General features: G+C 38.4%; 11 protein-coding genes. 3 read left to right on the top strand and 8 right to left on the bottom strand.

Annotation, left to right across the window (positions count from 1 at the left end; translation table 11 throughout):
• Positions 1–37: 37 nt before the first annotated feature.
• The 7 genes from ACPWSO_RS10460 to ACPWSO_RS10430 all read right to left on the bottom strand — a co-directional run bounded on the left by ACPWSO_RS10460 (position 38) and on the right by ACPWSO_RS10430 (position 8,160).
• The gene (locus ACPWSO_RS10460) at positions 38–1,942 is read right to left on the bottom strand and encodes an acyl-CoA dehydrogenase family protein (protein ID WP_426083119.1); all 1,905 of its coding nucleotides are present in this window, start codon (positions 1,940–1,942) and stop codon (positions 38–40) included.
• 267 nt (positions 1,943–2,209) lie between these two features.
• Positions 2,210–3,145 carry a nitronate monooxygenase gene (locus tag ACPWSO_RS10455; protein ID WP_426083117.1) on the bottom strand — a complete coding sequence of 312 codons (936 nt, stop codon included), beginning with the start codon at positions 3,143–3,145 and terminating at the stop codon, positions 2,210–2,212.
• Between the two features lie 16 nt (positions 3,146–3,161).
• Entirely contained in the window at positions 3,162–4,304 is a 1,143-nt protein-coding gene (locus ACPWSO_RS10450) for an acyl-CoA dehydrogenase family protein (RefSeq protein WP_426083115.1), read from the bottom strand.
• Between the two features lie 38 nt (positions 4,305–4,342).
• Positions 4,343–5,245: a LysR family transcriptional regulator gene (locus ACPWSO_RS10445; RefSeq protein WP_426083113.1), complete on the bottom strand. Its 903-nt coding sequence runs from the start codon at positions 5,243–5,245 to the stop codon at positions 4,343–4,345.
• 528 nt (positions 5,246–5,773) lie between these two features.
• Positions 5,774–6,220 carry a hypothetical protein gene (locus ACPWSO_RS10440; RefSeq protein ID WP_426083112.1) on the bottom strand — a complete coding sequence of 149 codons (447 nt, stop codon included), beginning with the start codon at positions 6,218–6,220 and terminating at the stop codon, positions 5,774–5,776.
• 171 nt (positions 6,221–6,391) lie between these two features.
• Complete coding sequence (locus tag ACPWSO_RS10435; RefSeq protein ID WP_426083110.1) at positions 6,392–7,291, bottom strand: YtnP family quorum-quenching lactonase; 900 nt, start codon at positions 7,289–7,291, stop codon at positions 6,392–6,394.
• A 233-nt stretch (positions 7,292–7,524) separates the two neighbouring features.
• Positions 7,525–8,160: a lactate utilization protein gene (locus ACPWSO_RS10430; RefSeq protein ID WP_426083108.1), complete on the bottom strand. Its 636-nt coding sequence runs from the start codon at positions 8,158–8,160 to the stop codon at positions 7,525–7,527.
• Between the two features lie 524 nt (positions 8,161–8,684).
• Here ACPWSO_RS10430 and ACPWSO_RS10425 point away from each other — a divergent pair.
• The 3 genes from ACPWSO_RS10425 (at position 8,685) to ACPWSO_RS10415 (ending at position 12,634) form a co-directional block, all read left to right on the top strand.
• Positions 8,685–10,502 (top strand): tail fiber domain-containing protein, encoded by a 1,818-nt coding sequence (locus ACPWSO_RS10425; RefSeq protein ID WP_426083106.1) that lies wholly within the window; start codon positions 8,685–8,687, stop codon positions 10,500–10,502.
• Between the two features lie 191 nt (positions 10,503–10,693).
• Positions 10,694–11,167 (top strand): DUF2798 domain-containing protein, encoded by a 474-nt coding sequence (locus ACPWSO_RS10420; RefSeq protein ID WP_426083104.1) that lies wholly within the window; start codon positions 10,694–10,696, stop codon positions 11,165–11,167.
• 192 nt (positions 11,168–11,359) lie between these two features.
• The gene (locus ACPWSO_RS10415; RefSeq protein WP_426083102.1) at positions 11,360–12,634 is read left to right on the top strand and encodes an MFS transporter; all 1,275 of its coding nucleotides are present in this window, start codon (positions 11,360–11,362) and stop codon (positions 12,632–12,634) included.
• Between the two features lie 32 nt (positions 12,635–12,666).
• Here ACPWSO_RS10415 and ACPWSO_RS10410 read toward each other — a convergent pair whose 3' ends face one another.
• A complete protein-coding gene (locus ACPWSO_RS10410) occupies positions 12,667–13,032 on the bottom strand; it encodes a winged helix-turn-helix transcriptional regulator (RefSeq protein ID WP_426083100.1) in 366 nt (121 codons plus the stop codon).
• Between the last annotated feature and the right edge of the window lie 85 nt (positions 13,033–13,117).

The raw sequence follows: 13,117 nt of genomic DNA, 5'->3' as shown, positions 1-13,117 counted from the left end.
CTCCTATTCAATCTGACTTTCAGTGAAAACTAAGTTGTTAGAACCCTTCGATGAAGACGTCTTTTTCTTCACCACATTCAGGACAAACCCATTCTTCCGGCAAGTCTTTGAATAGTGTTCCTGGAGCCACTTCACCCTCTGGATCTCCCTTGCCAGCATTGTATTCGTAACCACACCCTCCACATAGATAGAGTTTGTAAGATGGTGCAGGTTTTTTCGCTTTTGCACGTTTGATTTTCGTCATTGGCGGCGCCTCCTTCTTCGGTTCTCCGGTATCTAGTGCTTTCGCCAGCAACGGCAGGATAACTTCTACATCACCAACGATGCCGTAGTCCGCATTTTTGAATATTTTTGCATTTGGATTATTATTGATTGCGACAATAGTGGATGCATCTTTGATTCCCTTCAAATGCTGACCAGCTCCAGAAATACCACATGCGATATATAAATTCCCTTTGAATTTCTGACCAGACATTCCTACATAGCGAACCATAGGAAGATATTTCAGGTTTTCTGCAACTGGACGTGAACAGCCGATTGCTGCTCCAGCCTGTTTCGCAAGCTCTTCGATTAATTTCATATTGGATTCCGCGCCAATTCCTCGTCCTGCACTGACTACCCGCTCTGCTTGAGCAATTGGTGTATCAATCGGGATTCCTACGGAGAAATCGTAGCCATCTTTTTTTAACTGTTCTACCAACGTTTCTACATTTTTAGCAGGATCTGCATCTTTCAGTATAACCTTCTTACGATCGCCGGTTGCTGGTCCTTTTTTCGCGCTGACTGCTTGAACCTTAGGCTCTTTACCAACCAAATGGGAGGCAATAACTACCCGCTGAATTTCATTCGTTCCTTCATAGATAGTACAAATCTTGGCATCGCGATAGAAACGCTCCACGTCGCTGCCCTTAATGTAGCCTGCACCACCATAAATTTGAAGGGCATCATTTACAATTTCCAGTACGTTGTCTGAGGTATACTGTTTCGCCATTGCAGATTCCAAACCGAATGGTTCACCACTGTCTTTTAGCTCAGCCGAGCTGTAAACCATCATCCGACTTGCCCGCAGCTTAGTTGCCATATCCGCTAGCTTGAATGAAATTACCTGTTGATGAGCAATTGCTTTACCAAATTGTTCACGCTCTTTGGCATATTCTAAAGCGCTTTCGAAAGCTCCTTGTCCTATACCTAAGGCTTGGGCTGCAATTCCGATACGTCCGCCATCTAATGTAGCCATTGCAATATTGAAGCCTTTTCCTTCAACACCTAACAAGTTTTCTTTAGGTACTTTCACATTGTTGAAGATTAGCTCTGCTGTACTAGAAGAGCGAATTCCCATCTTGTCATACTTCTCGCCGAATTCAAAACCTTCCCAGCCTTTTTCGACAATAAATGCACTGATGCCTCGGATACCGATATCTGGTGTTGTTACAGCAAATACAATGTACGTATCAGCTTTAGGAGCATTCGTAATGAAAATTTTGCTTCCGTTTAAAATATAGTGGTCACCAACTAGCTCTGCAGTTGTTTCAGTTCCACCGGCGTCACTTCCAGCTTCACTTTCGGTTAGACCGAAGGCCCCAATTTTTTCCCCTCTAGCTAGCGGCACTAAATATTTCTTTTTTTGTGCCTCTGTACCATGTGCATAAATAGGATAACAGCCCAGTGAGACATGGGCTGAAAGGATTACCCCTACACCGCCGTCTACTCGGGAAAGCTCTTCTACAGCAATTGCATAAGTTGTGGTGTCAAAACCACCGCCTCCATATTTTTCAGGAAAAGGTATGCCCATAATGCCGAGCTTGCCCATTTTCTTAACGATTTCATCAGGAAATTGATTTTCAAGATCCAAAGTGGCTGCGATTGGCTTAATTTCTGTTTCTGCAAACTCCCGGACCTTCGCTCTAAAAGTTTCGTGTTGTTCAGATGTCTTAAATCTCATATCATAACCTCCAATAAAACTTTTTTTATTTACAACTTACCGGCTCTTTGAAATAGTCGTTAAGTTTGTATTTGTGTGTAAATGTTCCATCCTTAAGGATTCGTTAAAGATTGATTCTATAAGAATTGTCGTTCTTGTATTTATAATGTAGCTAAGATAGCAGAATAACAAATACATATCCAGTTAATTGTAAGCGCTTACAAGGCATCCATCTGCAAATAGCCGAACTATCTACAGATAACCGTTTAACAACTTATTAACAATTTTTTAGTAAAATATTTTTGGCATTTCCTTCATTACATCTTCTGCTTCTGAAAACATTTGATCGATGATTGATTTAGCCGGCTTGATACTTTTAATTGCGCCTGAAATTTGACCAGCCATGATAGAGCCGTTAGTCATATCTCCGTCTACAACTGCTTTTCGTAAGGAACCCATTGTTAGCTTTTCCAGTTCATCACGGGGCACCTTTTGATACTCCATTTCTAAATACTTTTTAGACATTTCATTTTTTATTACACGAACAGGTGCTTTTGAAGTTCGCCCGGTTACAATTGTCGAATCATCCTGAGCTGCTACAATTGCCTGTTTGTAACTCATTGGAATCGGAACCTCTTCTGATGCCAGGAATCTTGTTCCAACTTGAACACCTTGAGCACCTAAAGCAAAGCTTGCGACAATCCCACGGCCGTTTACGATTCCGCCGGCTGCGATAACAGGAATAGAAACAGCTTCACTAACTTGTAGCACCAGAGACATTGTACTGCTCTCACCAATGTGTCCACCAGCTTCAGTACCTTCTGCAATTACGCCATCCACGCCTAGTGCTTCCATTTTTTTCGCTTGTGCGACAGTGGCGATAACGGGGAAAACCTTTACCCCGGCAGCCTTTAATTTAGGCACGTAGTCTTTAGGTGTTCCAGCTCCTGTAGTAACGACAGCTACTTGTTCTTCAATGATGACATCGGCCAGCTCGCCAACATTATCCATCATCATCATTAAATTGACTCCGAAGGGTTTGTCAGTTAGCTCTTTGCAGGCTTGAATTTGATAGCGCAGAGTTTCTTTATCCATGGCTCCTGAGGCAATCACGCCCAAGCCCCCGGCGTTTGAAACGGCAGATACCAGTTCATATCTTGAAATTTGAGCCATAGCGCCTTGAAAAAGAGGATATTTAATTCCTAATAGTTTTGTTAGCAGCATAGATATTCACTCATTTCTATTTATTTTGGTATTCGGTACTTTCATCGTTATTTTTCAGCCATGTTCTTGAGATTATAAATTTTTGTGCATTCGTTGAGCCGCCGTAGAGTGCGGTCACCTGTGCATCTCTTGAAAAACGTTCAATATGGTTATTACGAGTATAACCATAGCCGCCTGTCATAGACATTAAAGCTTCGGTTGTTTTAATGGATGCTTCTGTACAAAAAAGCTTGATTTTTGCAATTTGAATCGTGTCTGTATAGTCTTCTAAATCTGTATTTTTTAAATAGGATTCTGCAGCCTCGATATCTGTTGCTGTTTCTGAAAGAACCCGTTGGCATTCGATTAGGTTAATGAGCCGCAGTCCGAATTTTCGTTCCTTTCGAACATACTTCAGACCTTTAGCAAAGGCACCTTGTGCGATTCCAATTGATTGTGCTGCGATGGATAAACGGATACGGTTGAAAATCATATCAACTTGTTTTTCATCTACTAGCTCTCCACCAAGGATATTTTCTTTTGGAATTTTTATTTCCTTGAAATAAATATCGGCGACAGGTAAGGCGTGCAGTCCAACTTCTTCGATATCAGGACCGACCTCTAAACCAGTAGTTCCTTTTTCTAGCAGAAAAATCCCGTAGCCTTTTTCGCCGCTCATCAGTTCTACTTTGGAGGCTACAAAAAATAGTCCAGCAATTGGTGCATTCGAAATGGTTGCTTTAGTTCCATTGATTTGCCAATAATTTTCGTGTTCTATTGCAGTCGTTCTAATCTCAGATAGCTGACTTCCAGATCCAACTTCATTTAATGCGAGTGAACCCCAAGTTTCTCCTTTGATAAGCTGTTCAAGATAAGCTATTTTTTGACTCTCAGTTCCAAAGCGATACAGCGGCCAGACAGCAAAGTTTGATTGGGTTAAAAAAATACTTGAAAGGGCAGGAAAGCTGGTCGATAATTCCTGAATCAAGGCTAAATGATCTTCAAAGCTTCCGCCGGTTCCTCCGATAGATGTTGGAAAGCCAACACCAATAAACCCTCTTTTACTTAAATCTTCCATTATTTCAAGAGGAACTTTTTTCGACTGATCAAAAGCGTCTGCTTGAGCATCCAGCCCATTCTTTTTTAATAAATGGATATATTCCTTCAACGAATTTTTCACAAGATAATCTCCTTTTTGTCTCGTAAAAGATGAAAACATTAATCAGCAGGCTGGTAAAAAAATTCTAAGATTGATTCGTACAGGAAATTTTCTTCATAAGTGTAAAAGCTTTTGACAGGTCGACACAACAATAAGACGAATTGAAGGGGCTCTTTAAATTGTTTTTTACTAGTGGTTTTTTCATCTGCATAAAGACACATCGCATGCTGGAGAATGATGACAGTGTCAGAATGTCCAGTCAAATCCAGCAAATATTCTAATGACTGGCCGGTAAACTGAATTTTGGCATTTTCTATATGCTCATTCAATCGGTCTTTAACTAAGTCATAGGTTGTATAGCTTTCGTGAAAAGTTCCGATTGAGAAAGGTTCCAAATCTTTCCAGTCAAGCTGTTTTTTTGTATCTAAAGGATGGTTCTTTTTCATATATGCGACATATTCATCAATTTGGATTACTTGTTCTTCAAATGATTTATGATCTAACCGAGCCGGATCTACTAAGATAGCCAAGTCTAAATCGTTATTTAATAGTTTCTTCTTTAAATCTTTAGCTCCACCTTCGACAATTTCTATTTGAAGCTCTGGATGCTCAAGTATAAACTGAGGTAAAAATGACAAGAAATACATTCGAAGAATCGCTGAAGGCATTCCAATTCGAATTGTTCCTTTTTGCTTTAACGATTCTTTACGAATCATCGTTTTCATCTCTTCATACTTAGATATAATTTCTAACGCATACTCGTACAATAATTTGCCGCTTGGGGTTAGTTGCTCAAAACGACCATTTCTTCTTTCGAATAACAGCACTTCTTCTTCTGCTTCAAAATTGGTAATCATTTGGCTTAAAGCTGACTGGGTAATGTGGATTTTGCGAGCCGCTAAAGACAAATTAAAACCGCTCTCGACAATCTTAATAAAATAGCTAAGCTGAGTGATATCCATCAAAAGACTCCTTTCGAATTATCGCTGACTTTAAGCTCAAGGTGTTGTATAGCATGAGCTTTTTACTTTAAAATATTTGCTAGTTTAAAATAATTATAGCAGTAAACAATTTATAGTAGAGAAATCTTTTTATTTTGAAGACAGTTTATATATTTTCATCTGTATAGGCAATGACTATTTTTGATCAACATAGTCCTAGTTCATTGCTTGTACTCACTATTAATGCAATTGCAAGCGCTTTCTGATTTAATGATATAGTGTTTTCTTTTGTTTGCAAACTAAGGTATTTTTATCTTACCTATTAGTTTTACTAATAGGTTAGTGGTGAAACTTAATTGTTGCTGGATATGATTCATAAAGAAATTGGAATATAATCCTTATTTGGTCTGTATGGCAGAGCAAAGCTATTTCTATTTCATTCTTTATTTACCATTCAAACTCATTTATATAAAGTAAGCAGCCGAAAAAATTTATAAATTTTTCCGGCTGCTTATTGGAAGTTAGATGTTTATCTTTTTTATTAAAAAGCTATTTATTGAAGAGGAGAGAAATTTTTTTCCGCACACTGCGCTTGTATTCACGATGTTCGAATCCCAGCTTCAAGAATGTATTAGCAGGAAAGTTCAAGAATTGCTCATTGGTTCTTTGAATAAAGACTCGTTCAAAAAATGTACAGCAAATTTGCTGATGAGCCTTGTCTGTACCAACAACAAACAGCTCGATTTTTTCGTTGTCAATTTCACTAATTTGGACAGAAAAAAGAATTTTTTCTTTACTGATTCCTTTAGGAATATCCAAATAATCAATCAAAGATTTTTGTTCAAGTTCACTCTCATAGGATAATAGATTTTTTAATTTTTCTTCCACAATATTTTTGATGTGCTCTAATTCCGTTGGATCAAGTTCATTTCTAATAGTATGTTCAAAACAAAACAGCTGGTTGTATTGCTCCCAGAATAAATTTAATTCACCCATAATCTTTCTCCCTAACTGGCAGTTTTTAGCTAAATCAAATGAGTATTCTTCGAATAGCCAATGAGTTTAATCATCGAGTCTCTTCAGCTATACCATAAACTAAGCTGCTTTCTTTTACTACTCAAAAATTCTTATAGCTGTATTAATTCTATCTAATAGACTGATAGCTCATTAATCGGCTTTTTTTGGTTCAGTTGATAGCAGCGGGTTGGGAATAAAGGGTGTTTTATTTCGCAGCTGCTGGTTAAGGATTTTCTTTCCATCAGAAGACCATTGAATCATTCGGTAGTAAGCATCGTGATAGAAAATAAACATTGCCTTTTTCTCATAGCCTTCAAGTAGGAGCCGTTCCTTTGCATAAATGGAATCCATTGGATAGTCATCATACGCTAATACCCATAGAGGATTTTGATGTGCCTGTGTGGGCATCAAGTCAGCCATATGAAAAATCCATTCATTTTTTTGTGTCAATTTAACAATAGAGTGCCCGTTGCTATGCCCGCCTGTATGAATTAATTCAATATCAGAAAGTTCATTGTAGCATTTCGAAAATGTAACAACCTGTTTTTCAACAGCTTCCCAATTCTCTTTCCAATAGGTACTTTTTGACCGCACAGTAGGATATCTTACTTCATTCCACTCAGTCTCATTAATAATAATTTTTGCTTGAGGAAAGCAGGAAACCAATCGACCGTTTTCGTCATAACCCGTTAACCCGCCAGCGTGATCAAAGTGCATATGAGTCATAAGAATGGTATCAATATCTTCAGGAAGCAGTGCCAATTCGGCTAGACTCTCTTTTATTTTAGGTTCAGACCAGACGCCAAAATTACGTTTTTGTTTTTCTGACAGCTTGCCGTTTCCTACGCCGCTGTCGATTAAAATATTTCTTCCTTGGTATTGAATCAGTATCGGGTCGGTCGGTAGTTCAATCTGATTATTTTGATTTGCCGGATACTTTTTGGACCAAAGCGGTTTAGGTACAACGCCAAACATTGCACCTCCGTCCATCGCTGTATTCCCGCCATCCAACCAATGAATTGTCATATCATGAAAACGCATTTTATCCATATCCTGATTTCCTCCTCGTATTTTCTTCTATATCCAGTATTATCCTATATGCTTTTTGAATGTATCATCTATTCAAAGCAAAAAGCAAGAAGAAAAAATTAGGTTCAGCTGCTTTTGTGTCTATGGTTCTTACTATACTCGGCTTCTCGCAGCATACAAGGACTGAGATGCCGTTGTTCGGATTTAAAACAAAAAACAAGACTGGAAAGTAGATATGCCCCGTCTCTTTTGAATTAAATTCCACCATTTTCCAAAATTAATAAAATGGTCATTCGCCTGTCTATTTTGGAACGGCGTATAAGAGAAATCATACTGCAAATGCATTCTTCCTTTAGACAGCTTCCACACTGCCCGGTTTTTATACAGGGCGTTGTTGTTAGGCCTAAACGAAAAGCATTTTCCGGAGCCGTTTTCTTCCTGACTGTTTCAATGGTGCTTTCCAGATTTCCATAAATCTTATTCATAGTGACAAAAGCAATTACTTTATCTGGACCGTAGGAAAGAGCAGCAACCCGGTTTCCCACACTATCAATATTGACTAAAATGCCGTCTTCACTGATGCCGTTGACACTAGTCAAATAATAATCAGCTAATAAGGACTGTCTCATCAGCTGATGTCTTTCTTCAGGAGTTTCAGCTAAATCCCGATTAATAACTGCTTGTTTTCGCTGATTTAGGGCATCTATGATTTGACTTTGCTGAAGTGTAACAGAACCGCCAAAAGCAACCGTTTTGCTGGAATCAATTAAATCCAAGGCTGTCATTTGTGCATTCTTAAAGTCTTGACAAATATGAACATCAAAATTTCGACGAGTCAGCTTCTTTTTAAGTGTATCTGCTTGTTTTTGATAATAATCTTTTTGAAACACAATAATCCCTCCCGCGAACATTTTACATATCATTATTATAGCAAATATTAGCAGAGGCAAGGCTCTAAAGTAGTGAACGATGAACAAGCTAAGGATTGGGGAGACTTGTTCTTTAAAAATGGGAGTAAAATGGGAGTTTGTAAAGAAAGATATCCTATATTCTTATTAGGAAGTGTCTGAAAAGTAGAATGGCATCTAAATTTTTCAAGATTGTTTTGGAAATCAAGCAAAACCACAAGCTAGCTCAATTCAGAGTAGTCATTTTTAATACTATTGATTGAAAAATGACTTTTATTTTCGTACGATACCATTCTGTTAGCAGGTCTTTAGGCAAATAGAACTGGCAATGTGCCGTATAAGCGAGCGGCCAGTTTTGTTTACTTAAGTATAGCAACAGAATGGCATGCGCTGCTTTGATAACTATTCCTTGAAAGAAACTAGCGTCACTTAGCTTTGAGAGGTAAATTATATAACGATTCGCCGTTAGAGTTTTCAGGCACATTATAATAATAAGGAGGATGTTTATGGATGAGATAGATTTAGGACAAAGCAGCGAGTTTAGAGAATATGAGCAAGATCAATCTGCTTTAAAAAGAGTGAAAAATGAATTTACTGAAAGAGGCGTAAATGTTAAATGGTTTGGCGCACAAGGTGATGGAACAACCGATGATACGGCAGCTGTTTTAGAGGCAGAAAAAATTGGGATGCTATTTTTTCCTAAAGGAAGCTACTTATTGCGAAAATTGCCTACTACTAAAATAAAGGGGGCAGGAGCCGTCATTAAATGGCTTTCTGCAGGGATTATTAGGGAATACGTATTGAATGATACCTATCTGCAAATAAACAGATTGTACAATAATATTGGTTTAGGCATTAACACGCTACAGGCAATTGATGAAAATTCTGTTGGAAATACTGTAGTTGGAGATAAAAGCTTTCTTTCCAAAGGGAATAGGCTTTCAAGAAACGTCGGAATGGGAACCAATATTATGACGAAAGTTTCTGAGGCAGAATACACTGTTGTAATTGGGGATAATGCCTGCCGGGATACTGTTCTTACAGAAAGGAATACCGTTGTGGGGTCAAATGCCGGATTATCCATGGGAGATACTGATTTAATTGGAACCCATCATTTTTACAGAGAAGATGTGGATACAGGCTATCTAGATAACTTATGGACTGACTGGAGAGACTATGTAGGTGAGAAAGACAAACCGCTGATTATTCCTGAAAATACAAAACAGGTGAGAGGTAACGTAGCTGTAGGAAGAAATGCTCTTGGCTGGACGATTAAACCGACATTCAATACCGCAGTTGGGTATAATGCGTTAGAAAAAGCTGTTGAAAGCACTAAAAGTGTAGCTATTGGTGTGTCAAGTGCTTATAATTCGATAAAGTCGAGTGAAAGTGTTGTAGTAGGATCCTATGCCAATATGAACAATAGTATATCGTCTGGAGATGTTTCTTTAGGTGCGTATGCTATGGAACAAGTACCTTTTTCAAAGTTTAATGTATCAATAGGATTTCAGGCTTTACATGGAAAGAATATGCTTCGCACAAATCCTGAAATCAGTGACAATATCGCTATTGGCCGCTACAGTCTTAGCGAAGCTTCCGGAGATATTAGGAGCAACGTAGCTATTGGCTCCAGCGCATTGAAGTATACACAGGGCAAATATAACACCGCATTAGGGCAGCAGGCATTAGAGAAAATAGCAGGTGATTATAATACTGCTGTTGGACTTTTTGCTGCCAGAGATTTAAAAAATATAAAAAGAGCAACCGCAGTCGGCTATAATGCTTTGAATAATCCTTCTATTGCTGATTTTGAGAATATTACAGGTATTGGACAAAATAGTTCTGTGACAGGGTCCAATCAGCTACAGCTGGGGAATTCTCAGACGACACCGTATGCATTTAATCCTATTCAGCTGCGCTCAGATGCTCGGGACAAAATAGACATCAGAGATACTTCCCTAGGACTAAATTTTATAAAAAAAATTCAGCCGCGCGAATTCAGATGGAACAACCGCGAATTTTATAGTGAATATGAAACGCATAGGGATGCAAATGGGCAATTGAAATGTATAAAACGAGAAGTACCTAACGACGGGAGCCGTTCGAGAAAACGTTATCATCAAGGATTCATTGCACAGGAAATCAAAGCTGTTATGGAAGAGCTGGATATCGATTTTAGCGGTTATCAAGACCATTCAATTGACGGCGGATTAGATGTAAAATCTATCGCTTATGAGGAATTTATTGCTCCTATAATTCAAGCAATTCAAGAACTGAATCAAAAGATAGAAGAACTGGAAGAAAAAGTAGCGACTATAAGCTAGTAACGTTTGTTTCACATGAAACATTTGGTATACAGAAACTTTCAAGTCTAATTCACAAATTTTCCAGAAAACAGCGGGTCCCTCTGTTTCAAAAAAAAATGAGTTTTTTCAAATCGTGCAAAAAATGCTTACGAAAAAGATTTTTATTTGCTACCATGGTAGATGTTACTAAAAAATAGGGAGCGATAATTTTGCCGAGAAATCGAAAAGAAAGTATGTTTTTTACATTAATGATGTGCACGATAATGGTATTGGGGATGAGCTTATATAATAGCTGTCTGCATAAGGGGATAGATGGTTTGATTTTTACCGAGCTTTTATTAGGGTTTATCCCAGGCTTTTTTGCAGCGCTGTTGCTGGATGTGTTCTTAGTAGGACCAAATGCGAAAAAGCTGGCATTTAAGCTGCTTGGAATTCATAAAGGAAAAATGCCTATAACCCCTCTAGTGATATCCTGTTGTATGGTTTTAGGGATGGTGCTCTGCATGTCTTTATTTGGTTTAGTGCTGCAGGGTGGCTTTTCAGGAAACGTTCTGCTTGATTATCTAAATGCAGTTAAACTAAATATTCTATTTGCTTTACCATTACAATTAGTAGTTGCCGGTCCTGTTTCACGTTACTATTTGAGAAAATTTCAGCGTGATAAAACTGTATATGAAAATTGAGTTCTTGTAAGCTAAGCGCATGTTGGGTATTGAAAGTAGACCTAATATGCGTTTTTTACAGCTAAAGTACTAGAATAAATCCTTCCCCAGGCTGAAAACCAAAAGCTAAAGAAATGTTATACTTGTAAATGTAGTAGAAAAAGAACGAGTGTTGTTTATTTGGGAAATAATAATTTTGGGGGATTGTTTAAAATGAAAAAAGACCAAAGAAATATTTTATTTTTGATTTTAGGGCAGTTTATATCGGTTTTTGGCGGGGCTATTCTACGGTTTGCATTATCTTTGTATGTATTAGATCAAACTGGACGGGCTGATGTTTTTGCTACAGTGCTGGCAGTTTCCAGCATTCCTGTATTGTTTTCGCCGATTGGCGGAGCTATTGCCGATCGCTTTGACCGTCGTATGCTAATGGTACTAATGGATGTTGCAAATGCCGTGTTGGCGCTGCTGTTGTTCTTTGTACTGGGAACAGGACAGTCTATTCTTATGATAGGCATTTTACTTTTTGTCTTATCAATTGTGGGAAGCTTTGATACGCCGGTAGTAACGGCCAGTATTCCTTTACTGGTAAAAGAAAGTGAGCTGGAGAAGGTGAATGGGCTGGTAAATGGCATATTGTCTATGTCAAATGTTGTAGCACCGATTATCGGCGGTATTTTGTACAGCCTGATGGGTGCTCAAATGCTGGTGGCCAGCAGTATCTTATTCTTTATCGCTGCTGCTGTAATTGAGACATTTATCAAAATACCTTTTCAAAAAAGAGCATTGGAATCAGGTATGCTCAAGACATTGACTTCCGATTTAGTTGACGGCTTTCATGAGGTTCGCAACAATAAAGTTATTTTGAAAACAATTTTCATTGCTGCATTAATCAATTTTGTACTGACACCATTTTTTATTGTTGGTACACCAATCATTTTAAGAGTGGTTTTACAAGCGAATGATACACTGTATGGTATTGGCATGTCGCTATTTAGTCTGGCAAATATTTTAGGCGCAGTGCTAGCCGGACCGCTTACCAAAAATCTTCGTTTTAATAATTTCTATCTTACCTTTACTATTTCTGGTGTGCTGATGTTGTTGATGAACGTGGGACTTAGCTTTGCCGGCAATTCTTCCGGCAACATGATAGGATTTATGGCTTTTGTTGTTACAGGTATTCCAATCGGTATGCTGATGAGCAGCATCTCCATCTATTTGATTGCAACAGTTCAACGAATTACACCTAGAGAAAATATTGGTAAGGTAATGGCTACCATCATCGCTGTTGCTCAATGTGCTGTTCCTTTAGGTCAAATGCTGATGGGCGTATTGTTTAAACAATCAACCGTTAGTGTTTTCCTGCCAATCCTGTTTATTGCAGTCCTAGTATTAGGCGTTTCTTATCTTTGTTTCTATTTGTTCAGAGGAACCAAAGATTCTGACGTGCAGGTAGTTAGAGAAAGAGAACAGGTACTGGAAAAATAAATAATAGCATGAAAACACAGTGAAGAATCTTATCATCCTGAAGATTCTTCACTGTGTTTTTTTGCATCAGTAGCTTTCTGATAGCTTTTCCCCCAGGTTTCCATACTTCTCATAATTGGAATAAAGCTTTCTCCCAGCTCACTTAGGCGATAGTCAACTTTAGGCGGAACGGTATTATATACAGTACGGATGACGAGTGAATCAGCCTGCAGCTCTTTTAAATGCTGCGTCAGCATTTTCTGGGTGAGTGCCGGGTCATCAAATGCCGATTTTAGCTCGTTAAACCGCATAACAGAATGTTCCGCTAGAAACCAGATAATTGACAGCTTCCATTTGCCAGCCATAATTCTTTGGGTCGTCACTAGAGGACAGCTGTCCTCCCAATCCATTTGTTTCATTATCTTATACTCCTTAGACCACTTTTTTGTAAGTATACCACAATAAAGTGCCTTCTTGTGCCGGGTTCATCAGGCAGCTATACTG

It is taken from the genome of Enterococcus sp. LJL51, from assembly GCF_049894025.1.
Classification (GTDB): Bacteria; Bacillota; Bacilli; order Lactobacillales; family Enterococcaceae; genus Enterococcus_L.
This window is presented reverse-complemented; position numbering and strand designations above follow the sequence as displayed.

What these genes read in the sequence shown, in the direction of transcription:
- ACPWSO_RS10460 (WP_426083119.1), bottom strand. Translation starts at nt 1,942, where the DNA reads ATGAGATTTAAGACATCTGAACAACACGAAACTTTTAGAGCGAAGGTC.
- ACPWSO_RS10455 (WP_426083117.1), bottom strand. Translation starts at nt 3,145, where the DNA reads ATGCTGCTAACAAAACTATTAGGAATTAAATATCCTCTTTTTCAAGGC.
- ACPWSO_RS10445 (WP_426083113.1), bottom strand. Translation starts at nt 5,245, where the DNA reads ATGGATATCACTCAGCTTAGCTATTTTATTAAGATTGTCGAGAGCGGT.
- ACPWSO_RS10440 (WP_426083112.1), bottom strand. Translation starts at nt 6,220, where the DNA reads ATGGGTGAATTAAATTTATTCTGGGAGCAATACAACCAGCTGTTTTGT.
- ACPWSO_RS10435 (WP_426083110.1), bottom strand. Translation starts at nt 7,291, where the DNA reads ATGGATAAAATGCGTTTTCATGATATGACAATTCATTGGTTGGATGGC.
- ACPWSO_RS10425 (WP_426083106.1), top strand. Translation starts at nt 8,685, where the DNA reads ATGGATGAGATAGATTTAGGACAAAGCAGCGAGTTTAGAGAATATGAG.
- ACPWSO_RS10415 (WP_426083102.1), top strand. Translation starts at nt 11,360, where the DNA reads ATGAAAAAAGACCAAAGAAATATTTTATTTTTGATTTTAGGGCAGTTT.
- ACPWSO_RS10410 (WP_426083100.1), bottom strand. Translation starts at nt 13,032, where the DNA reads ATGAAACAAATGGATTGGGAGGACAGCTGTCCTCTAGTGACGACCCAA.